This is a genomic window from Actinoplanes sp. NPDC051470, from assembly GCF_040682035.1.
GTDB lineage: Bacteria > Actinomycetota > Actinomycetes > Mycobacteriales > Micromonosporaceae > Actinoplanes.
Genome location: NZ_JBFBAA010000008.1, coordinates 153,418 through 174,526, shown reverse-complemented (window position 1 = coordinate 174,526; position 21,109 = coordinate 153,418). Strand labels below are relative to the sequence as shown.

Genomic DNA, 21,109 nt, shown 5'->3' with positions numbered 1-21,109 from the left:
GGAGGCCCGATGAACAAGAGCAAGGTGCAGGAGATCCTCGACCAGGTCGCGGCGGACGGCCGTTCGGCGCTGACCGCGCCGGAGGGACGAGCGGTGGCCGAGGCGTACGGGATCAGCACTCCCGCCGAAGGCCTGGCCACCAGCCCGGACGAGGCCGAGAAGCTGGCCCAGGCGATCGGCTTCCCGGTCGTCATGAAGATCGTGTCGCCCGACGTGCTGCACAAGACCGAGGCCGGCGGCGTGATCGTCGGGGTCGGCAGCCTGCCCGAGGTGGGCTGGGCGTTCGAGAAGATCCTGACGTCGGTCCGCGCGCACGTGCCCGGCGCCGACGTGCGTGGCGTGCAGATCCAGAAGCAGCTCGGCGGGGGCCACGAGGTCATCATCGGCGCGGTCACCGACCCCAGCTTCGGCAAGATCGTCGCCTTCGGGCTGGGCGGCGTGCTGGTCGAGGTGCTCAAGGACGTCACGTTCCGGCTGGCGCCGGTGACGCCGGAGACCGCGGCGTCGATGCTCGACGGCATCGCCGCGGCCGAGATCCTCAAGGGCGTACGCGGATCCGAACCGGCGAACCGCGAGCTGCTCATCGACCTGATCGTGCGGGTGTCGCAACTGGTGACCGACTTCCCGCAGCTGGCCGAGGTCGACCTGAACCCGGTGCTCGCCACCGGTGACTCGGCGATCGCGGTGGACGTACGCATCCTGGTCGACGAGGCCGCGGCCGGACGGCCGGAGACCTTCACCACCGAGCAGATCCTCGCCGCGATGAACCGCATCATGAAGCCGGCCGCGGTCGCCGTGATCGGCGCCTCCGCGGAGGCCGGCAAGATCGGCAACTCGGTGATGAAGAACCTGGTCAACGGCGGGTACGCCGGCCAGATCTTCCCGATCAACCCGAAGGCCGACGAGATCCTCGGCCTCAAGGCGGTCAAGTCGATCACCGACGTGCCGGGCGACGTGGACGTGGCGGTGTTCGCGATCCCGGCCAAGTTCGTCCCGCAGGCGCTGGACGAGGCCGGCGCCAAGGGGGTGGCCGGCGCGATCCTGATCCCGTCCGGCTTCGCCGAGACCGGCAACCAGGAGCTGCAGGACGAGGTGCTGGCCATCGCCCGGCGGCACGGCGTACGGATCCTCGGGCCGAACATCTACGGCTACTACTACACGCCGGAGAATCTGTCGGCGACGTTCTGCACCCCGTACGACGTACGCGGGGGAGTGGCCCTGTCGTCGCAGTCCGGCGGCATCGGCATGGCGATCCTCGGCTTCAGCCGCTCGGCCGGCATGGGTGTGTCGGCCATCGTGGGCGTCGGCAACAAGGCCGACATCGACGAGGACGACCTGCTCACCTTCTTCGAGCAGGACGACAACACCAACCTGATCGCGATGCACCTCGAGGACCTCAAGGACGGCCGGGCGTTCGCCGAGGTGGCCAAGCGGGTCTCGGCCACGAAGCCGGTCGTGGTGCTCAAGGCCGGCCGCACCGACCAGGGCGCCAAGGCGGCGGGCTCACACACCGGCGCGCTGGCCGGCAACGACAAGGTCTACGACGACATCCTGCGCGAGAGCGGCGTGATCCGGGCGCCGGGTCTCAACGACCTGCTCGAGTACGCCCGGGGCGTACCGTTGCTGCCCACGCCGGCCGGCGAGAACGTCGTCATCATCACCGGCGCCGGCGGGTCGGGCGTGCTGCTGTCGGACGCCTGTGTCGACAACGGCCTGAACCTGATGGCGATCCCGCCGGACCTCGACACCGCCTTCCGGGCCTACATCCCGCCGTTCGGCGCGGCCGGCAACCCGGTCGACATCACCGGCGGCGAACCACCGTCCACCTACCGCAACACGATCGCGCTGGGACTTTCCGACGAGCGGGTGCACGCCCTGATCCTCGGTTACTGGCACACGATCGTGACCCCGCCGATGACCTTTGCCGAATTGGTCGTCGACGTGGTCGAGGAGTTCCGCGCCAAGGGAATTCACAAGCCCGTCGTCGCCAGCCTTTCCGGTGACGTCGAGGTGGAGGAGGCGAGCGAACACCTCTATCGCCACGGGATTGTCGCTTATCCGTACGACACGGAGAAGCCGGTCGCGGTCCTCGGCGCGAAATATCGCTGGGCCCGCGCCGCGGGATTGATCACACCCGCATAACCACACACGTCTGGCGGCCCGCACAAAGGCGGGCCGCCAGACCGGAAAGAAAAGCGAGCTGCCGCCCCACGCGCCAACGTCGAACGGCAGCTCAAGGAAGCACAGCCAGGTCTGGACCTACATCGTCGCAGACCACCTGTCTCTGTCCTTCAAGGAGGTCCAGTCATGGTCTCGACACCAGACCGTCCACCTGCCGAAAAGTCTAACTCGAATACCGGATCCGGCAACGCGACAAACACCACAGTGAACGGTTACCGGGAGATCATCGACGGCAACGGCCGGCTGTATCGTCTCGGTGAGTCCGATCGTGAGTTGATGGGCCGGTCCCGCCGCTGGATGGTCTTCCTGCCGTGGGCCGCGATGATGGCGATCAGCTCGTCCGAGTACGCGTTCACCTCGGCCGAGGACACCCTCTCCGAGGCGCACGGCTGGCACGGCGCCCACATCTTCTGGCTCCTCGGCGTGTGGGTGTTCTTCCAGGCGGCGATCGCTTTCCCGACCGGGAAACTGCGCGAGAGCGGCCGCCTCTCGGCCCGGGCCGCGATGATGTGCGGTGCGGCCGGCACGATTCTCGGCTACCTCGCCCTGGCGTACGCGCCGAATGTGCTCGTGGCCTATCTCGGCTTCTCGGTCTTCGGCGGTCTCGGCGCCGGCATGGTCTATGCCACCTGCGTCAACATGGTCGGAAAGTGGTACCCGGAACGGCGGGGTGGCAAGACCGGTTTCGTCAACGGCGGCTTCGCGTACGGGTCGGTGCCGTTCATCTTCATCTTCACCAACTACATGGACGTCGGGAACTACGGCCCGTTGCTGGTGGCGGTCGGCATCTTCCTGGCCCTGGCCGTGGCGATCTCCGGCTTCTTCTTCCGGGACCCGCCGAAGAACTGGTGGCCCGAGCACGTCGACCCGCTCCGGGTGGCCGACGACCCGCGGGTGCGGCGTTCGCTGTCGAAGAACCCGCCGGCGGTCAAGCAATACCTTCCGCGCGAAGCCGCGCGTACCCCCGTGCTCTATCTGATGTGGTTCTGCCTGCTGATGACGGCCGGCGTGAACATCTTCGGCATCGCGTTCCAGGTGCCGTTCGGCAAGGAGATGGGCTTCGCCGGCGGCATCGTGGCGCTGGCGATGAGCCTCAAGGCCGTGGTCAACGGCACCGGCCGCGGCGTGATCGGCTGGATCTCCGACCGGTACGGCCGCCGCCAGACGCTGACCATCGTCTGCTGGGTGCTGGGCCTGGCCCAGTTCGCCGTCTTCCTCTCCGGCTCGATCGGCAACATGCCGCTGTTCCTGCTGGCGTCGATGATCTCCGGCTTCGGTGGCGGCGCGATCTTCCCGCTGTTCGCGGCGATGACCGCGGACTTCTTCGGGGAGAACAACAACGCCTCCAACTACGGCATGGTCTACAGCTCCAAGCTGGTCTCCGGCCTGGTCGGCTCGGGTCTGGGCGCGGTGGTCGTGGCGGCCTGGGGCTACGGCGGCGCGTTCCTGCTGGCCGGCTGCATCGGCCTGGTCACCGGCGTGCTGTCGTTCTCGCTCAAGCAGCCCGGCCGGCCCGGCGGGCTGGGGCCCGAGGCCGACGCGGTCCCGATGACCCGCGCCACCGTGGGTTAGCCCGACCTCGATCCCGAGCGGCCGGACTACCGGGGCCCTGGTGGTCCGGCCGCTTGTTCCATCGCGACACCATACTGTATACAGAAGACACAACGAGAGGAGACGGCGTGCGGATCGCGATTCTCGGCGCCGGTGCCATCGGCGCGTATGTCGGCGCCGCGCTGCACCGGGCCGGCGTGGAGGTCCACCTGATCGCCCGCGGCCCGCACCTCGCGGCCATCCGGCGCGACGGCGTCCAGGTGCGCAGCCCGAGGGGCGACTTCACCGCCCGTGCCCGGGCCACCGACGACCCCCACGAGGTGGGCCCGGTCGACTTCGTCTTCCTCGGGCTCAAGGCGCACGCCTACGCGTCGGCCGGCGCCCTGGTCGCGCCGCTGCTCGGCCCGCACACGGCGATCGTGGCGGCGCAGAACGGCATCCCGTGGTGGTACTTCCACGGGCTCACCGGCCACCCGCTCGAGGACCGCCGCATCGAGTCGGTCGACCCGGGCGGCGCCACCACCGCCGTCCTGCCGGTGGACCGGGCGATCGGCTGCGTCGTCTACTGCTCGACCGAGATCGAGAGCCCCGGCGTGATCCGTCACCTGGAGGGCACCCGCTTCTCGATCGGCGAGCCCGACCGTACCCGCTCCGACCGGTGCCTGAGCTTCGCCGAGGCGATGGTCGCGGGCGGGCTGAAGTGCCCGGTCGAGACGAACATCCGCGACGACATCTGGATCAAGCTGATGGGCAACGTCGCGTTCAACCCGCTCAGCGCGCTGACCCGGGCCACCCTGGCCGACATGTGCGGCCATCCGGGGGCTCGCGACCTGGTCGCCGGGATGATGCGGGAGACCGTCGCGGTGGCCACCGCGGCCGGCTGCGCGCCGTCGATCTCGATCGAACGGCGCATCGACGGCGCGGCCAAGGTGGGCCACCACAAGACATCGACGTTGCAGGACCTCGAGGCCGGCAAGGAGCTGGAACTCGAGGCCATCATCGGCGCGGTGGTCGAGCTGGCCGACATGACCGGCGTCCCGGCGCCCACGCTGCGCAACGTCTACGCCGCGGTGGATCTGCTCGCTCGCACGGTCACCGGCCCGTCCCCGGTGGGTGCGCGATGAACCTGCTGCCGGAGGTGCCCATGCCCGAGCCGGACCGTCCCCGCCGCAAACGTCGCGAGGCCGCCGCGCCGAGCCCGGCCTCGTTGGTCGACCCGGCGATCGCGGCGCCCGTGCGAGCCGCCGTGGCCGCCTGTCGCGAGCAGCGGGGCAACCTGATCCCGATCCTGCACGAGATCCAGCGAACCCTCGGGCACGTGCCCGACGACGCGGTGCCGGTGCTGGCCGAGGAGCTCAACCTCTCCCGGGCCGAGGTGCACGGCGTGATCACCTTCTACCACGACTTCCGCTCGATGCCGACGGTCGGCCACCAGGTGCGGGTGTGCCGCGGCGAGGCCTGCCAGGCGGTCGGCGCCGAGGCGCTGTTCGCCTCGGTGCCCGGTGCCGAGCAGGTGTTCTGCCTGGGCAACTGCGCGCTCGGCCCGTCGGCTCAGGTCGACGGCCGGCTGTACGGCCGGATGGACGCGGCCCGGCTGCGGGGGATGCTCTCATGACCACGGTCTACGTCCCGCGCGACTCGGCCGCCCGCTCGGTCGGCGCCGACCAGGTGGCCGCCGCCTTCGAGGCGGCCGGCCCATCCGTGACCGTGGTGCGTAACGGATCGCGCGGCATGCTCTGGCTCGAACCCCTGGTCGAGGTCGGCACCCCGGCCGGGCGGGTGGGTTACGGCTCGGTTGCCCCGGCCGACGTGCCGACGATCCTGGCCGGGGAGGCGGAATCCATCGGCGTGGTCGACGAGTTCCCCTGGCTGGCCTCGCAACAGCGGGTGACGTTCGCCCGGATGGGCCGCACCGACCCGCTGTCGCTGGACGACTATCTGGCCCACGGCGGCATGGCCGGGCTGCGCAAGGCGCGCACGATGACGCCGGCCGAGGTGGTCGCCGAGGTGACCGAGTCGGGGCTGCGCGGCCGGGGCGGCGCCGGGTTCCCGGCCGGCATCAAGTGGAAGACCGTGCTGGAGTGCGCGGGTGACCTGAAGTTCATCTGCTGCAACGCCGACGAGGGCGACAGCGGCACGTACGCCGACCGGATGGTCCTCGAAGGTGACCCGTTCATGCTGATCGAAGGCATGGCGATCGCGGCGTACGCGGTGGGCGCGGCCGAGGGCTACATCTACATCCGCTCGGAGTATCCGGACGGCATCGCGACGATGCTCTCCGCGATCCGGATCGCCGCGGAAGAAGGCTGGCTCGACGGCTTCCGGCTGGAGGTTCGCGTCGGCGGCGGCGCGTACATCTGCGGTGAGGAGACCTCGATGCTGGAGAGCCTGGAGGGCAAGCGGGGCATGGTCCGGGCCAAGCCGCCGATCCCGGCGTTCGAGGGGCTCTTCGGCCGGCCCACCGTGATCAACAACGTGCTGACCCTGGCCACCGTGCCGACCATCCTGGCCAACGGCGCCGCCGCCTATCAGGAGCTGGGCGTCGAGAGGTCGCGGGGCACGCAGGTGTTCCAGCTCGGCGGGAACATCGCCCGCGGCGGCATCGTCGAGACCGCGTTCGGCATCACGCTGGGCGAGCTGGTCGAGGGCTACGGCGGGGGTACGCGCAGCGGCCGCCCGGTCCGCGCGGTGCAGGTCGGCGGGCCGCTCGGGGCGTACCTTCCGGCCTCGCGGTTCGGCCTGCCGATGGACTACGAGGCGTTCGCCAAGGCCGGCGCCATGGTCGGGCACGGCGGCATCGTGGTCTTCGACGCCTCGGTGGACATGGCGGCCCAGGCCCGGTTCGCCTTCGAGTTCTGCGCCGCCGAGTCGTGCGGCAAATGCACGCCCTGCCGGGTCGGCGCGGTCCGCGGCGTCGAGGTGATCGACCGCATCCGCACCGGCGTCGACCGCGACGAGAACCTGGCCGTGCTCGAAGACCTGTGCGAGCTGATGACCGACGGCTCGCTGTGCGCGATGGGCGGGCTCACCCCGATGCCCGTACGCAGCGCGTTGACCCACTTCCCGGACGACTTCGAGGCGAGGCGGCCATGACCCTGCTCAAGGAACCCGACCACGGAACTCCCCGGCGCCCGGGGCCGGCGACGATCACCGTGGAGGTCGACGGCCTGCCCGTCACCGTGCCCGAGGGCACCTCGGTGATGCGCGCGGCGTCGCAGGCCGGCATCCCCATCCCCAAGCTCAGCCTGGAGGCCTTCGGGTCGTGCCGATTGTGCGTGGTCGAGATCGACGGCCGCCGCGGCACCCCGGCCTCGTGCACCACGCCGGTGACCCAGGGCATGCGGGTCAGCACCGAGACGCCCAGGCTCCAGCGGCTGCGCCGGGGCGTCATGGAGCTCTACATCTCCGACCATCCGCTGGACTGCCTGACCTGCCCGGCCAACGGCGACTGCGAGCTGCAGGACATGGCCGGCGCGGTCGGCCTGCGTCAGGTCCGTTACGGGTACGACGGGGCCAACCACCTCGACGCGCCGACCGACAGCAGCAACCCGTACTTCGACTTCGACGCCTCCAAGTGCATCGCCTGCTCGCGCTGCGTCCGCGCGTGTGACGAGGTGCAGGGCACGTTCGCGCTGACCATCGAGGGCCGCGGCTTCGAGTCCAAGGTGTCGCCCGGCGCCGGCGGCTCGTTCATGGAGTCCGAGTGTGTCTCCTGCGGCTCGTGCGTGCAGGCTTGCCCGACCGCCACGCTGCAGGAGAAGTCGGTGGTCCAGCTCGGCATGCCGAACCGTACGGTGATCACCACCTGCGCGTACTGCGGTGTGGGGTGTTCCTTCAAGGCCGAGCTGCGCGGCGACGAACTGGTGCGGATGGTGCCGTACAAGGACGGCGGCGCGAACGAGGGCCACAGCTGCGTCAAGGGCCGCTTCGCGTTCGGCTACGCCAGCCACCCCGACCGGAGGCTCAAGCCGATGGTCCGGGACACCATCGACGACGAGTGGCGCGAGGTGGAGTGGGACGAGGCCATCGGCACGGTCGCGAGCCGCCTGCGGGAGATCCAGCAGCGGCACGGCGCCGGGTCGATCGGCGCGATCTCGTCGTCGCGGTGCACCAACGAAGAGGTCTTCGTGGTGCAGAAGATGGTGCGTACGGCGTTCGGCAACAACAACATCGACACCTGCGCCCGGGTCTGCCACTCGCCGACCGGCTACGGCCTCAAGCAGACGTTCGGCGAATCGGCGGGTACGCAGGACTTCAAGTCGGTCGCCGAGGCCGACGTGATCGTGGTGATCGGCGCCAACCCGACCGACGGGCACCCGGTCTTCGCGTCCCGGATGAAGCGCCGTCTGCGGGAGGGCGCCCAGCTCATCGTCGTCGACCCGCGCCGGATCGACCTGGTCCGCTCGCCCCATATCGAGGCGGCGTACCACCTGCCGGTCCGTCCAGGCACCAATGTTGCTGTGGTCAACGCGATGTCCCATGTCGCGGTCACCGAGGGCCTGGTCGACCGGGCATTCGTCACCGAGCGCTGTGAGGACTTCGACTCCTGGGCCGCCTTCATCGCGCAGCCCGAGCACAGCCCCGAAGCGGTCGAGGTGATCACCGGCGTGCCCGCGGCCGACCTGCGCGCGGCCGCCCGGCTGTACGCGTCGGCCGGCAACGGCGCCATCTACTACGGGCTCGGCGTCACCGAGCACAGCCAGGGCTCCACGATGGTCATGGGGATGGCCAACCTGGCCATGGCCACCGGCAACATCGGCCGCGACGGCGTCGGCGTGAACCCGTTGCGCGGGCAGAACAACGTGCAGGGCTCCTGCGACATGGGCTCGTTCCCGCACGAGCTGCCCGGCTACCGGCACGTCTCCGACCAGGCCGTCCGCAGCGTCTTCGAGAACCTCTGGGGCCGTTCCCTGGAGAAGGAGCCCGGCCTGCGCATCCCGAACATGTTCGACGCCGCGGTCGACGGCAGCTTCCGCGGCCTGTTCGTGCACGGCGAGGACATCGCCCAGTCCGACCCCAACACCGCGCACGTCACCGTCGCGCTCCGGTCGATGGAGCTGGTCGTCGTGCAGGACCTGTTCCTCAACGAGACGGCCAAGTTCGCCCATGTCTTCCTGCCCGGCGCCTCCTTCCTGGAGAAGGACGGCACGTTCACCAACGCCGAGCGGCGGATCAACCGGGTCCGGTCGGTGATGCCGCCACGCACCGGCAAGCACGAGTGGGAGATCATCTGCGACATCGCCACCGCGATGGGCTACCCGATGAGCTACACCCACCCGAGCGAGATCATGGCCGAGATCGCCTCGGTGACCCCGACCTTCACCGGCGTCTCCTTCGAGGTGCTCGACAAGCTGGGCAGCGTCCAGTGGCCGTGCAACGAGAACGCGCCGGCCGGCACCCCGGTCATGCACATCGGCGAGTTCGTCCGGGGCAAGGGCAAGTTCGTGCGGACCGAGTACGTGCCCACCGAGGAACGCACCACCCGCCGCTTCCCGCTGGTCCTGACCACCGGCCGGATCCTGAGTCAGTACAACGTCGGCGCGCAGACCCGCCGCACCGGCAATGTCGCCTGGCACCCCGAGGACGTGCTCGAGGTGCACCCACACGACGCCGAGGACCGCGGCATCATCGACGGCGACCTGGTCACGCTGGCCAGCCGGGTGGGCGAGACCACGTTGCACGTCCGCGTATCGGACCGGATGCCGGTCGGCGTCGTCTACACGACCTTCCACCACCCGGTCACCGGCGCCAACGTGGTCACCACCGAGAACTCCGACTGGGCCACCAACTGCCCCGAGTACAAGGTGACCGCCGTCCAGGTCGCCCTCGCCCAACCCCTGGTGCGCCATGCCACCGAAGAGACCTATCTCGTAGCGGGCCAAGCCTGAGATGGCCGGCACCGTCCCGGCGGAACAGCGGATGATCAACGACATCGCACGGCAGTTCCGCCACCTGCCACCCGGCGAGGCGGCCGAGGCCATCGCCTCGCACGTCCGCCGGTTCTGGGACCCGCGCATGCGGGCCCAGTTGCAGGCGCTCGCCGATCAGGCGGCGCCCCTGGACCCGCTCGCCGTCGAGGCCGCTCGCCTCGTCGGCTGAGCTTCGCGCCCGGTGGTAGCCCAGAGCGGCATCCGACGCCCGGATGCCGTGCTGGGCTACCACTCGACCCCACTCGCGGGAGTGACATGCTGCTCAAGTCCGGAACTGACTGGCCCACCCTCTACGCGCGGTGCCGCCAGGTGGCGCCCCAAGCCTTCCTGCCCGACGGGCTCGCCAACTACTGGGGCGGGCTGTGGCGCGCCGGCGGCGCCACCACGCCGGGAGTGTCCCCGGTGGACGGCACCGAGATCGCCGGGGCGCCCGCTGTCGACCAGCTGACCGCCACGGCCGCCGTGCGGTCGGCGTACGACCAGCATCGAACCTGGGCCGACACCCCACTGAGCGAACGAAAAACGCGCGCGCTCGCCGCTCTCGACGCCCTGCGGGAGCATCGCGACCTGCTGTCCCTGCTGCTGGTCTGGGAGATCGGCAAACCGTGGCGGCTGGCCACGGCCGACGTCGACCGCTGCCTCGACGGCGTGCGCTGGTACGTCGACGAGATCGACGGCACGCCGCTGCCCGGGCCGGTGAGCAACATCGCCAGCTGGAACTACCCGATGAGCGTCCTGATGCACGCGATGCTGGTGCAGGTGCTGGCTGGCAACGCGGCGATCGGCAAGGCGCCCACCGACGGCGGGGTGAGCTGCCTGACCCTGGCCGTGGCGCTGGCCGCCCGCGAGGGACTGCCGCTCACGCTGATCAGCGGCAGCGGCGCGAAACTGTCGTCGGTGCTGGTCGGCGCGCCCGAGGTCGGCTGCGTGTCGTTCGTCGGCGGGCGCGACGTCGGCGGCCAGGTCGCGGCGCGGCTCCTCAGTACTGACAAGCCTCACGTGCTCGAGCAGGAGGGGCTCAACTGCTGGGGTGTGTGGGAGTTCAGCCAGTGGGAGCTGCTGTCCGGGTTGGTGCGCAAATCCTTCGAGTACGGGAAACAGCGCTGCACCGCCTACCCGCGCTACGTCGTGCAGCGCCGCCTCTTCGACGCGTTCCTGGCGGCGTACCTGCCGGCCGTGCGCGAGGTCCGCTTCGGCCACCCCCTGGCGGTCGCCGCGGCCGGCGACCCACTTCCCGACCTCGAGTACGGGCCCCTGATCAGCCACGCCAAGGCCAAGGAGCTGAACGACATCGTCGAGGTGGCGATCGCCCGCGGCGGCGTCCCGCTGCACCGCGGCTCGCTGTCCGACGGACGGTTCCTGCCCGGCCAGCCGACCGACGCCTACCTGCCGCCGGTGGCCATGCTGGCGCCGCCACGGTCGTCGCCGCTGCACCACGCCGAGCCGTTCGGCCCGGTCGACACGATCGTGCTGGTCGACACCGAGGCCGAGCTGCTGGCCGCGATGAACGCCTCGAACGGCTCGCTGGTGGCGTCGCTCGCCTGCGACGACGAGGCGCTGGCGGGGCGGCTCGCGGCCGACGTGCAGGCGTTCAAGGTGGGCATCAACCGGCCGCGGTCGCGGGGTGACCGGGACGAGGTGTTCGGCGGGCGCGGGGCGTCGTGGCGCGGGGCGTTCGTCGGCGGTTCGCTGCTCGTGCATTCGGTGACCTGCGGGGACGCTCCCCGGTACGGCAACTTCCCGTCCTATTCGAGCTATCCGTCGGTGTGACCCGTTGCCCATACGCGCTCAGAGCAGCTCTGAGCGCGTATAGGCAACACTCCGGCTCGGTGGCCCTGTCCGGAGTGCATCTGGGCGACTGTATGCTAAAACCACTGGCTGCCCGACCGCGGCCGCCGCCGGGCAGCGTCGCCGCGGCAAAGACCATGCGAACGTTTCCGGAGGACGCCATGCCCGACAGCACCACGCGGCGACCCCGCTCGGCGCGGCAGCCGCTGGAGCGGCCCGTGCCGCTGCGCCAGGCGGTCACCGACGTCATCTCCGACATGATCATCAACGGTGAGCTCCAGCCCGGCGAGCACCTCGTCGAGCAGGAGCTGGCGGCGCAGCTCGGGGTGAGCCGCCAGCCCGTCCGTGAGGCGTTGCAACGGCTGCATGCCGAGGGCTGGGTCGACCTGCGGCCGGCGCTGGGCGCGTTCGTGCACACCCCGACGCCCAAGGAGGCGGACGAGCTGCTCGGCGCGCGCTCGCTGCTGGAGGCCGAGTCGGCCCGGCTGGCCGCGGTGAACGCGACGCCCGAGACGGTCGAGCAGCTGTGGAAGCTCCAGGCCACCGGCGAGCAGGCGGTGGCCAAGGACGACGAGGCCGGCATGGTGGCCGCCAACGCCGCGCTGCACCAGCACATCCTCACGATGTCCGGCAACAAGATCATGGCCGAGCTGATCGGCATGGTCGACCGTCGGGTGCGGTGGTACTACCGGCCGATCGCGCGGGCCCGTGGCAAGGAGGCCTGGGACGAGCACCGTGAGCTGATCGAGACGATCGCGAGCGGGAACGGGCGCAAGGCCGGCGATCTGATGCGCAAGCACACCGAGCGGACCCGCAAGATCTACGAGCAGCGGGCGGAGACCACGTCGTAGTCCCCGCCCGCGCCACCGTGGACTACTTGTACATGGTCTGGTTCATGGTTCCCGGCGCGTAGGCGTCCGGATCGACCCAGACGTTGATCAGCGACGGCAGCCCCGACTCGCGGGCCCGTCGCAGCGCCGGCGCGATCTGGGCCGGGTCGCGCACCTCCTCGCCGTACCCCCCGAGCATCTCGGCGAACTTGTCGTAGTGCACGTCGCCCAGGGTGTTGCCGACCCGCTCGCGGGCCTCGCCGTACTTGCGCCTCTGGCCGTACCGGATCTGGTTCATCGACGAGTTGTTGCCGACCACGCCGACGAACGGCAGGCCGAAGCGCACCATCGTCTCGAAGTCCCAGCCGGTGAGGCTGAACGCGCCGTCGCCGAAGAGGCACACCACCTCACTGTCGGGGCGGGCGTACTTGGCCGCCATGGCGAACGGGATGCCGACGCCGAGCGTCCCCAGCGGGCCCGGGTCCATCCAGTGGCCCGGCGCCTTGGGCTGCACCACGCCGCCGGAGAACGTGACGATGTCGCCACCGTCGCCGATGAAGATCGAGTCCTCGGTGAGGAACTCGTTGATCTCGTGGGCGAGGCGCAGCGGGTGGATCGGGTCGGCGTCGGAGAGCTGGCGGGGGAGGCGCTTCTGGTACGCCGCGGTCTCCTCGGCGCGCAGCTCGTCGAACCAGGCCTGGCGGTTGCGCCGGTGGGACGCCTGGGTCACCGCGGCCAGGACGGCGCCCGGGTCACCGACGATCCCCAGGTCGATGTCGCGGTTCTTGCCGACCGTGCGGTAGTCCATGTCGATCTGGACGACCTTGGCCGTGGCCGGCAGCCGCCGGCCGTACCCCATCCGGAAGTCGAACGGGGTCCCCACGATGATGATCAGGTCGGCGTTGTTGAAGGCGTAACGCCGCGACAGGTGGAAGTGGTGCGGGTCGCCGGGCGGCAGCGTGCCCCGGGCGGCGCCGTTCATGTACGCCGGCACGTTGAGCTTGCGCACCATCTCGATCGCGGCGTCGGTGCCACGGCCGGTCCACACCTGGGTCCCGAGCAGGATGGCCGGCTTCTCCGACCGAGCGATCAACCCCGCCAGCGCCTCGACGGCGGCCGGGTCGCCGGCGCTCTTGGTGCTCGCGCGATACCGGCCGGGTGCGGGGATCGTGCAGTCGGCCAGCTTGACCTCGGCGTCCAGCACGTCGCGCGGAATCTCCAGGAAGGACGGTCCGGGCGCGCCGTTGTAGCACTCGCGGAACGCCATCGAGACCATGTCGGCGCTGCGTGAGGTGTGTGGGACGGTCGCGGCGAACTTGGTGATCGGCTGCATCATGTCGACGTGTGGCAGGTCCTGGAGGGACCCCATCTTGTGCTGGCTCAGCGCGCCCTGGCCGCCGATCAGCAGCATCGGGCTCTCGGCGCGGAAGGCGTTGGCCACGCCGGTGACCGCGTCGGTGGTGCCCGGCCCGGCGGTCACCACGGCCACGCCGGGTTTGCCGGTGATCCGCGCGTAGCCGTCGGCCGCGTGGGCGGCGACCTGCTCATGGCGTACGTCGACCACCTCGATGCCCTCGTCGATGCAGCCGTCGTAGATGTCGATGATGTGCCCGCCGCAGAGCGTGAAGATGACATCCACGCCCTCGGCCTTGAGCGCCTTGGCGACCAGGTGCCCGCCGGAGATGGTGTCGGGATCCTCGCTGGGGCGGCGCAGGATCTTCTCCGTGGACGACTCGGTGGCGGTCTGTGTCATGGTGCCTGCCCTCCGAATTGAAGACTGCATACCGTATGCGACCATCCTGGCCGCTCTACTTTGGCTTGTCCAGCCTATGGTAGACCACATATTGCATACAGTATGCTCCGAGAATGGATCTGCTGGAGCACCAGGCAATGCGTCTGTTCGCCGCTCATCAGGTGCCGGTCCCGGCCGGCGAGGTCGCGGCCTCGCCCTCGGCGGCCGGTGCCATCGCCGCCCGGCTCGGCGGCGCCACCGTCATCAAGGCCCAGGTCAAGGTGGGTGGGCGTGGCAAGGCCGGAGGGGTCAGGCTCGCGGCCACGCCGTCGGCCGCCGTCGCTTGCGCGGCCGAGATTCTCGGCATGGAGATCAAGGGCCATCGGGTACGCGAGGTGCTGGTCGCCTCGGCCTCCGACATCGTCACCGAGTACTACCTCGCCTTCCTGATCGACCGGTCGGCGCGGGAGATCATCGCGATGTTCTCCGAATCCGGTGGCATGGACATCGAGCAGGTGCCCGCGTCGTCGATCGTCCGTACCCCCATCGATCCTGGGCTCGGGCCGCCGGCTGACGCTTTTCCCGCGGACGTCGCTCCGGTCGCCGCGAAGTTGTGGGACGTGTTCATCGCGTCGGATGCCACGCTGGTCGAGGTCAACCCGCTGATCGTCGATGCCGCGGGTCGGGTGCTCGCCGTCGACGGCAAGGTGACGCTGGACGACAACGCCTTCTTCCGCCAGGACTTCTCGGACATCTCGACATCCCCGGAAGATCCGTCGGAGGCGCGGGCCGCCTCGCTGGGCCTCAACTATGTCAAGCTCGACGGCACGGTCGGCATCATCGGCAACGGGGCCGGCCTGGTCATGTCGACGCTCGACGTGGTGGCCGGGGCGGGCGCGCGGCCCGCCAACTTCCTGGACATCGGGGGCGGGGCCGGCGCGCAGGTCATGGCCGACGCGCTTTCCGTCGTACTCGACGACCCGGCAGTGAAATCGCTCCTGGTGAACGTCTTCGGCGGCATCACCGCCTGCGACGCCGTCGCCAACGGGATCATCCAGGCGCTGGACCGGCTGGGCGACGCCGTGACCCGGCCGATCGTGGTGCGGCTGGACGGCAACAACGCGGCCGCCGGGCGGGCGATCCTGGCCGCCGCGGCCCATCCCATGGTCACCCTGGTCGACACCATGGACGACGCGGCCGCTCGGGCCGCTGAGCTGGGAAAGGCGTAGTCATGGCGATCTGGCTGACCGAGAAATCCCGGGTCGTGGTGCAGGGCATGACCGGCGCCGAGGGCGCCAAACACACCCGCCGGATGCTGGCCGCGGGCACCGATGTGGTGGGCGGGGTGAACCCACGCAAGGCCGGTACGTCGTTCCAGGTCAAGGACACGTCCTTGCCGGTCTTCGCCTCGGTGGGTGAGGCAATGGAGGAAACCGGTGCGGACGTGTCCGTCATCTTCGTACCGCCGGCCTATTTGAAAACGGCTCTCGTCGAGGCCGTGGAGGCCGAGATCCCGCTCGCCGTGGTGGTCACCGAGGGCGTGCCGGTGCTCGACACCGCCGCCGCGTGGTCCCGTGCACGTGACAGCCGCACCCGGATCATCGGCCCGAACTGCCCCGGACTGATCAGCCCCGGCCGCGCCAACGCCGGCATCATCCCGGCCGACATCACCGGCCCCGGCCGCATCGCCTGGTGTCCAAATCGGGCACGCTGACCTACCAGCTGATGCACGAACTCCGTGACATCGGCTTCTCCACCTGCGTCGGCATCGGCGGCGACCCGATCATCGGCACCACCCACATCGACTGCCTGGCCGCCTTCGAGAACGACCCCGACACCGACGCGATCATCCTGGTCGGCGAGATCGGCGGCGACGCCGAGGAACGGGCCGCGTCGTACATCGCCTCGCACGTCACCAAGCCGGTGGTGGGCTACATCGCCGGCTTCACCGCCCCGCCCGGCAAGACCATGGGTCACGCGGGCGCGATCATCTCCGGCTCCTCGGGTACGGCCACCGCCAAGGCCGCGGCGCTGGAGGCGGCCGGCGTCCAGGTCGGCCGGACCCCTACCGAGACGGCGTCGTTGCTGCGCGCGGTTCGGCCAGGAACTCCCTGAGCCGCGGCTCCGGCGAGCCGGTCCACGGCCCGGCGGGCATCCGGCCCTGCCCCTCAGCCGGGGCTGGAGCGGCCGAGGCGCCAGTAGCCGAAGAAGGCGATGTCGGACTTGGCGACGCCGCGGTCGTTGACCAGGTGGCGGCGGACGCCGGTCGCGAGCTTGGACTCGCCGGCCACCCAGGTGTAGAAGCGGCCCGGTGGCAGGTCGGCCTCCTGGACCGTGGCCAAGGCCAGCGCGCCCGGCCGGGCGGGACCGTCGGGGCGGGGGAGCCAGTGGATGCGGGCGCCGGGCGGGGCGGTCACCGAGGGGCGGATGTCGGCCGCCGACGGGACCTCGAGGAACACCTCGGCCACCAGGGAGTCGGGGGCATGCTCCAGGATGGACAGGATCGCCGGGAGGGCGGTCTCCTCGCCGACCAGCAGGTGCCACTCGGCCTCGGCCGGGGGCAGGTAGGAGATGCCCATGTCGAAGAGGCCGGCGGGGTCGCCGGGGCGGGCCCGGGTGGCCCACGCGGCGGCGGGAGCATCGCCGTGCAGGGCGAACTCGATGTCGACCTCGCGCAAGGCGGGGCGGGCGCGGCGGATCGTGTAGTTGCGTACCCAGGGGCGCACGGTTTTGGGCAGCAGCAGGACTTGAGCCATCCAGGCCTCGTTGTTGAGGGTCGGCATGCGTAGCGTGGGCTGACCGGACCGGGGGAAGAACAGCCGCACGGTCTGGTCGAAGCCCAGCGGCAGGAAGTGTTCCAGCTCAGGCCCGCCGAGGGTGATGGTGCGGAAGGCGGGGCTGGTCTGTTCGACCCGGCGCACCGTCGAGGTGATCATTCTTCGGGCCGTCGGCCATTGCACCTTCGGCAGGATGTCCCAGCTCATGACATTATTGTGAGCAATTACTCGCCTTCTTGGAAACTCGCTTTCGCAGAGGAGGGGCGCATGCGCGACGTGGAGCCTCGTAAGCAGCCGCGACAGGTGCGGGCGGAACTCACCCGGCAGCGGATCCTGGCCGCGGCTGCTCACGTTTTTGTCGAGCACGGGTACGCCGCCGGCACCACCAACCGCATCGCCGAGCGGGCCCGGGTGTCGATCGGGTCGCTGTACCAGTACTTCCCGAACAAGGGCGCCATCCTGGCCGGGCTGCTGGCCCAGCACCTCGACGCCGGCGTCGCGACGTACCACGCGAACCAGCAACCGGAACGGCTGGCCGACATCGTGCGGCTGTTCGTGCGCACCGCGATCGACAACCACCGGGACGACCCGCGGCTGCTGCGGATGCTGATCGAGCAGGCGCCGTGGTCGCCGGGGCTGGTCAGCCGGCTCGAGGGGTATCAGCGCGAGCGGGTCGCCGAGGTGCGGGCGCTGCTGGAGAGCCATCCGGAGGTGCGCGTCGCCGACACCGGCACCGCCGCCCAGATGATCGTCGCCACCGTCGAGGTGGTCGTCCATCAGCTGGCGGCCGGCACCAATCCGCTCGACGAGTCGCGGCTCGAGGACGAGATGGTGCGGATGCTGACCGCCTATCTCACGAGTACTCCCTGACCGCGTCGATCGCGGCGCCGTGCGGGGTGTTCGCCTCGCGCTCGATCATGATCTCGACCAGGACCGGGCGGCTGGTGCGGGCCGCCTCCTTGCGGGCCCACTCGATGGCGTCCCGGATGTCGCCCGGGTCGAGGACACGGCGGCCGGAACACCCGTACGCCTCCATGATCTTGACGTTGTCCGTGCCGTACGTGTCGTAGTGGATGTCGACCTCGTAGTTGATCGCGTACGGGAGCTCGGCCTGCCGGATCAGCCCGAGGTACTCGTTGTTCAGCATGATCAGCACGAACGGGATGTCGTACTGCGCGGCCACGGCCAGCTCCTCGACCAGGAACTGGAAGCCGTAGTCGCCGACCACGCCGACCACCTCGGCCGACGGCGCCGCCTTCTTCACGCCGATCGCCGCCGGGATCTCCCAGCCGAGCGGTCCGGCCTGCCCGCACACCTGGTAGCGGCGCGGCTCGTGCACCTTCTGATGTTGCCCGCCCCAGATCTGGTAGAGCCCGATCGCGGTGACGAAGTAGGTGTCCGGCCCGAAGATCTCGTTGATCTCCTTGTAGACGCGCGGCGCCTTGACCGGCACGTCGTCGTAGTCCTCGCGGCGGGTGAGGGTCCTTTTCAGTTCGTCGATCCGCGTGAGCCACTTTGTCGTTTCGCAGGTAGCTGACCGGCGCCGGGCCGCGGCGAGCAGCTCACGCAGGAAGATCCGGGCGTCCGAGACCACGCCCAGGTCGGGGCCGAAAACCCGGCCGATCTGGGTCGGCTCCACGTCGACGTGGATGAACTTACGGTCGCCGCGGTAGACGTCGAGCGCGCCGGTGTGCCGGTCGCCGAACCGCGCCCCGACCGCCAGCACCAGGTCGGACTCCAGGAACGACGCGTTGCCGTACCGCTGCGAGGTCTGGATCCCGGTCATGCCGGCGTGCAGCGGATGATCGTCGTCGAGCGCGCCCTTGCCCATCAGCGTCACCTGTACGGGCACCCGCAACTGCTCGGCCACGTCGCGCAACTCGACCGCCGCGTCGGCCAGGATCACCCCGCCTCCGGCCAGGATCAGCGGGCGTTCGGCGGCGAGCAGCAGGTCGAGCGCCTTCTCGACGCGCGGCAGGTGCGGGCGGACCGGCGTCACCGGCAGCGGCGCGTCCACCGACGCGTCCCATTCGATCAGTTCCTTCTGTACGTCGAGCGGCAGGTCGATGAGCACCGGGCCGGGCCGCCCCGACCGGGCCACCTGGAACGCCTTCCGGAAGATCCACGGCGCCTGGGCCGCCTCCTTGACCTGCACCGCCCACTTGGTCACCGGCTCGGCGACGGCCACGATGTCGACCGCCTGGAACGCCTCCTGGTGCAGCTTGGCCGACACCGCCTGACCGGTGACGCAGATGATCGGCACCGAGTCGGCCTGGGCCGTGTAGAGCCCGGTGATCATGTTGGTGCCGGCCGGGCCGGACGTGCCGATCGCGACGCCCACGTTGCCGGTCGTACGGGACCAGCCGTCGGCCATGTGGGTGGCGCCCTCCTCGTGGCGCACGATCAGGTGCTCGATCCGGCCGTCGGCCTCCATCGCGTGGTAGAGCGGCAGGATGGCGGCGCCGGGACAGCCGAAGACCGTGGTCACGCCCTCCGAGCGGAGCACCTCGACGACGGCCTGCATGGCGGGGACCTTCGGCATGGCAAAACCTTTCTGCGGGGTACGGAGGGAAGCGCCGGTGTTGCCTATACGCGCTCAGAGCTGCTCTGAGCGCGTATAGGCAACGGTCACTCGCGACCGGAGAGTGCCGTCGTCACGGTCAGCAGCGCGGAGTGGTCGTCGCCGCCGTGACCCATCGCTCGCGCGGCCGCCACCAGCTGGGCGACCAGCCCCGAGAGCGGGAGCGCCACGTTCGCGCGGCGGGCGGCGTCCAGCACGATGCCCATGTCCTTGTGGTGCAGGTCGATCCGGAAGCCCGGCTGGAACTCGCGGGCGATCATCGAGGCGCGTTTGAGGTCGAGGATCCGGCTCGCGGCCAGCCCGCCGGCCAGCACGTCGAGGCCCTTGGCCGGGTCGACGCCGGACGCCTCCAGCAGCACGATGGCCTCGCCGACCAGCCCGTAGACGCCGGCCACGACGAGCTGGTTGGCCGCCTTCACGACCTGGCCGGCGCCGTGGTCGCCGACGTGCACGACGTTCTGGCCGAGCACCTCGAGGATCGGGCGCGCGGCGGCGACGTCGTCCGGCGTACCCCCGACCATGATGGACAGAGTCGCCTGCTTGGCACTCACCTCGCCGCCGGAGACGGGTGCGTCGAGAACCCGGAGGCCGCGCTCGGCGCCGGCCTTGGCCACCGCGACCGACGTCTCCGGGCGGATCGTGCTCATGTCGATCAGCAGCGTGCCCGGCTTGGCCCGGGCCAGCACGCCGTCCTCGCCGAACGCGACCTGCTCGACGTGGGTGTGGTCGGGCAGCATGGTGATCACCACCTCGGCGTCGGCCACCGCGTCGCCGACACTCGCCGCCGCGCGCCCGCCGATCGCGCCGAGCTGCCGCACCGGGGCGGGCTGCACGTCGAAGCCGGCCACCCGATGTCCCGCCGCGATCAGGTGGCTGGCCATCGGCGATCCCATGATTCCCAGCCCGACGAAACCGATGTTCATGACACGACCTCCCGGTTCAGCCAGCCGAAGCTGCTCGTGGTGTCCGTGCTGGGGGCGTACTCCAGGCCGACGTGCCCGCGGTAGCCGTGGGAGACCAGCCGGTCGACCACACCGATCAGGTCGACCGACCCGGTGCCCGGCTCGTGCCGGCCCGGGGCGTCGGCGATCTGCACGTGCCCGATCCGTGGGGTCAGCTTGTGCAGGGTGCTGAGGTCGTCGCCGTTGACCGCGAGGTGGTAGAGGTCGGCGAGCAGGCGCAGGTTGTCACGGCGGGGGAGCCGGTCGATCACGGCGAGCGCGTCGGCCGCCTTGCGCAGCGGATAGCGCGGCACCCCGCTCAGCGGCTCGATCACCAGCTGCGCGTCGATCCGCCCGGCGAAGTGGGCGGCGTGTGCGAGCGCCTCGATCGCGATGTCGTCCTGCCGCCCCGGGTCGACGCCGGGCAGCCGGTTGCCGTAGAGCGCGTTGAACGTCCGGCACCCGGTGCGTACGCCGATGTCCACGGCCACGTTGACGCTGTCCAGGAACTCGCGGGTACGGCCGGGCCAGGAGACCAGCCCGCGATCGCCGGCGGCCAGATCACCGCCGAAGAAGTTGAGCGCGACGAGGCGCACATCGGCGTCGGCGATGGCCGCGACGAACCGGTCGACCTCGGCCGCCGGCGGGTCGGCCGAGGCGAACGGCCACCAGAACTCGACCGCCTCGAACCCGGCGGCACGGGCCGCCGCCGGCCGGTCCAGCAGCGGCACCTCGGTGAAGAGCATCGACAGATTGACGTCGTACGACCACAGCGCGTCCGTCATTCCGGTATCCTGT

The 21,109-nt window shown here is 70.4% G+C and carries 16 protein-coding genes and 1 pseudogene; 12 read left to right on the top strand and 5 right to left on the bottom strand.

Annotated features, from left to right (window positions below; all coding sequences use genetic code 11):
• Window positions 1–9: 9 nt before the first annotated feature.
• The 9 genes from AB0M54_RS16910 (at window position 10) to AB0M54_RS16870 (ending at window position 12,301) form a co-directional block, all read left to right on the top strand.
• A complete protein-coding gene (locus AB0M54_RS16910; RefSeq protein ID WP_364472088.1) occupies window positions 10–2,142 on the top strand; it encodes an acetate--CoA ligase family protein in 2,133 nt (710 codons plus the stop codon).
• 243 nt (window positions 2,143–2,385) lie between these two features.
• On the top strand, window positions 2,386–3,753 hold the full coding sequence (locus tag AB0M54_RS16905; protein ID WP_364332860.1) for an OFA family MFS transporter: 1,368 nt from the start codon (window positions 2,386–2,388) through the stop codon (window positions 3,751–3,753).
• Window positions 3,754–3,860: 107 nt separating this feature from the next.
• Window positions 3,861–4,856 (top strand): 2-dehydropantoate 2-reductase, encoded by a 996-nt coding sequence (locus AB0M54_RS16900; protein ID WP_364472085.1) that lies wholly within the window; start codon window positions 3,861–3,863, stop codon window positions 4,854–4,856.
• Window positions 4,853–5,347: an NAD(P)H-dependent oxidoreductase subunit E gene (locus tag AB0M54_RS16895; RefSeq protein WP_364472083.1), complete on the top strand. Its 495-nt coding sequence runs from the start codon at window positions 4,853–4,855 to the stop codon at window positions 5,345–5,347. Before AB0M54_RS16900 ends, AB0M54_RS16895 begins: the two co-directional genes overlap by 4 nt.
• Window positions 5,344–6,825 carry an NADH-ubiquinone oxidoreductase-F iron-sulfur binding region domain-containing protein gene (locus AB0M54_RS16890; protein ID WP_364332869.1) on the top strand — a complete coding sequence of 494 codons (1,482 nt, stop codon included), beginning with the start codon at window positions 5,344–5,346 and terminating at the stop codon, window positions 6,823–6,825. Before AB0M54_RS16895 ends, AB0M54_RS16890 begins: the two co-directional genes overlap by 4 nt.
• Entirely contained in the window at window positions 6,822–9,620 is a 2,799-nt protein-coding gene (gene fdhF / locus AB0M54_RS16885) for a formate dehydrogenase subunit alpha (protein ID WP_364472080.1), read from the top strand. The genes AB0M54_RS16890 and fdhF overlap by 4 nt, the downstream gene beginning before the upstream one ends.
• A gap of 1 nt (window position 9,621) precedes the next feature.
• Entirely contained in the window at window positions 9,622–9,831 is a 210-nt protein-coding gene (locus AB0M54_RS16880; protein ID WP_364472077.1) for a formate dehydrogenase subunit delta, read from the top strand.
• Window positions 9,832–9,917: 86 nt separating this feature from the next.
• Window positions 9,918–11,432 (top strand): aldehyde dehydrogenase family protein, encoded by a 1,515-nt coding sequence (locus tag AB0M54_RS16875; RefSeq protein ID WP_364472074.1) that lies wholly within the window; start codon window positions 9,918–9,920, stop codon window positions 11,430–11,432.
• A gap of 179 nt (window positions 11,433–11,611) precedes the next feature.
• Complete coding sequence (locus AB0M54_RS16870; RefSeq protein ID WP_364472071.1) at window positions 11,612–12,301, top strand: GntR family transcriptional regulator; 690 nt, start codon at window positions 11,612–11,614, stop codon at window positions 12,299–12,301.
• Between the two features lie 22 nt (window positions 12,302–12,323).
• On the opposite strand, the gene AB0M54_RS16865 is transcribed toward AB0M54_RS16870, so the two are convergent.
• Window positions 12,324–14,033, bottom strand: coding sequence for a thiamine pyrophosphate-binding protein (locus AB0M54_RS16865; RefSeq protein ID WP_364472069.1), 1,710 nt, complete (start codon window positions 14,031–14,033; stop codon window positions 12,324–12,326).
• A gap of 113 nt (window positions 14,034–14,146) precedes the next feature.
• Between AB0M54_RS16865 and sucC the strand changes: the two genes are divergently transcribed.
• Window positions 14,147–15,241, top strand: coding sequence for an ADP-forming succinate--CoA ligase subunit beta (gene sucC, locus AB0M54_RS16860; protein WP_364472066.1), 1,095 nt, complete (start codon window positions 14,147–14,149; stop codon window positions 15,239–15,241).
• Window positions 15,242–15,243: 2 nt separating this feature from the next.
• Window positions 15,244–16,127, top strand: a pseudogene (gene sucD, locus AB0M54_RS16855) (succinate--CoA ligase subunit alpha).
• A gap of 53 nt (window positions 16,128–16,180) precedes the next feature.
• Here sucD and AB0M54_RS16850 read toward each other — a convergent pair.
• Window positions 16,181–16,996, bottom strand: coding sequence for a siderophore-interacting protein (locus AB0M54_RS16850; protein ID WP_364332892.1), 816 nt, complete (start codon window positions 16,994–16,996; stop codon window positions 16,181–16,183).
• Between the two features lie 60 nt (window positions 16,997–17,056).
• On the opposite strand from AB0M54_RS16850, the gene AB0M54_RS16845 reads away from it, so the two are divergent.
• Entirely contained in the window at window positions 17,057–17,659 is a 603-nt protein-coding gene (locus AB0M54_RS16845) for a TetR/AcrR family transcriptional regulator (RefSeq protein ID WP_364332895.1), read from the top strand.
• On the opposite strand, the gene gcl is transcribed toward AB0M54_RS16845, so the two are convergent.
• The 3 genes from gcl to AB0M54_RS16830 all read right to left on the bottom strand — a co-directional run bounded on the left by gcl (window position 17,643) and on the right by AB0M54_RS16830 (window position 21,096).
• Complete coding sequence (gene gcl / locus AB0M54_RS16840) at window positions 17,643–19,331, bottom strand: glyoxylate carboligase (protein WP_364332898.1); 1,689 nt, start codon at window positions 19,329–19,331, stop codon at window positions 17,643–17,645. The genes AB0M54_RS16845 and gcl overlap by 17 nt on opposite strands.
• Before the next feature lie 86 nt (window positions 19,332–19,417).
• Window positions 19,418–20,293 (bottom strand): 2-hydroxy-3-oxopropionate reductase, encoded by an 876-nt coding sequence (locus AB0M54_RS16835; protein ID WP_364472063.1) that lies wholly within the window; start codon window positions 20,291–20,293, stop codon window positions 19,418–19,420.
• Entirely contained in the window at window positions 20,290–21,096 is an 807-nt protein-coding gene (locus AB0M54_RS16830) for a TIM barrel protein (RefSeq protein WP_364332904.1), read from the bottom strand. Before AB0M54_RS16830 ends, AB0M54_RS16835 begins: the two co-directional genes overlap by 4 nt.
• Window positions 21,097–21,109: the final 13 nt, after the last annotated feature.

Coding starts and splice junctions, on each gene's coding strand:
- AB0M54_RS16910 (WP_364472088.1), top strand. CDS start 10: ATGAACAAGAGCAAGGTGCAGGAGATCCTCGACCAGGTCGCGGCGGAC.
- AB0M54_RS16895 (WP_364472083.1), top strand. CDS start 4,853: ATGAACCTGCTGCCGGAGGTGCCCATGCCCGAGCCGGACCGTCCCCGC.
- AB0M54_RS16890 (WP_364332869.1), top strand. CDS start 5,344: ATGACCACGGTCTACGTCCCGCGCGACTCGGCCGCCCGCTCGGTCGGC.
- fdhF (WP_364472080.1), top strand. CDS start 6,822: ATGACCCTGCTCAAGGAACCCGACCACGGAACTCCCCGGCGCCCGGGG.
- AB0M54_RS16880 (WP_364472077.1), top strand. CDS start 9,622: ATGGCCGGCACCGTCCCGGCGGAACAGCGGATGATCAACGACATCGCA.
- AB0M54_RS16875 (WP_364472074.1), top strand. CDS start 9,918: ATGCTGCTCAAGTCCGGAACTGACTGGCCCACCCTCTACGCGCGGTGC.
- AB0M54_RS16870 (WP_364472071.1), top strand. CDS start 11,612: ATGCCCGACAGCACCACGCGGCGACCCCGCTCGGCGCGGCAGCCGCTG.
- AB0M54_RS16865 (WP_364472069.1), bottom strand. CDS start 14,033: ATGACACAGACCGCCACCGAGTCGTCCACGGAGAAGATCCTGCGCCGC.
- sucC (WP_364472066.1), top strand. CDS start 14,147: ATGGATCTGCTGGAGCACCAGGCAATGCGTCTGTTCGCCGCTCATCAG.
- AB0M54_RS16850 (WP_364332892.1), bottom strand. CDS start 16,996: ATGAGCTGGGACATCCTGCCGAAGGTGCAATGGCCGACGGCCCGAAGA.
- AB0M54_RS16845 (WP_364332895.1), top strand. CDS start 17,057: ATGCGCGACGTGGAGCCTCGTAAGCAGCCGCGACAGGTGCGGGCGGAA.
- gcl (WP_364332898.1), bottom strand. CDS start 19,331: ATGCCGAAGGTCCCCGCCATGCAGGCCGTCGTCGAGGTGCTCCGCTCG.
- AB0M54_RS16835 (WP_364472063.1), bottom strand. CDS start 20,293: ATGAACATCGGTTTCGTCGGGCTGGGAATCATGGGATCGCCGATGGCC.
- AB0M54_RS16830 (WP_364332904.1), bottom strand. CDS start 21,096: ATGACGGACGCGCTGTGGTCGTACGACGTCAATCTGTCGATGCTCTTC.